The 298-nt window shown below is 42.6% G+C and carries 2 pseudogenes; both read left to right on the top strand.

Annotated elements, in window-relative coordinates:
- Positions 1-120 (top strand): annotated as a pseudogene (locus tag A3763_RS27460) (hypothetical protein); the annotation flags it as partial.
- Positions 83-298: pseudogene (locus A3763_RS06280) on the top strand (tryptophan synthase subunit beta); the annotation flags it as partial. The pseudogenes A3763_RS27460 and A3763_RS06280, both read left to right, overlap by 38 nt.

Here is a 298-nt window from a genome sequence, read left to right as displayed (position 1 = left end):
CGCCCCTATGCGGTAGATGTAAGTGGCGGTGTAGAATTACGTAAGGGTGTGAAAGACCACTCTAAAGTTTCAAGTTTTGTAGATGAGGTGTCGAGTACCAGCGAATACACGAATTACTGAAGAATTGTTAGCTCAACTTCCTGATAATAAAGGGCATTTTGGCCCTTATGGTGGTCGATTTGTTTCAGAGACTTTGATGTCATCGCTTGAAGACCTTGAGAAGAAATACCTTTCTCTCAAAGATGACCCTGAGTTCTGTAAAGAGTTTGATAAGGATATGGCTGACTATGTGGGTCGG

The sequence above is a fragment of the Oleiphilus sp. HI0128 genome (assembly GCF_001635365.1).
The sequence above is the reverse complement of the archived record's forward strand: the minus strand, read 5'-3'. Positions and strand labels throughout refer to the sequence as shown.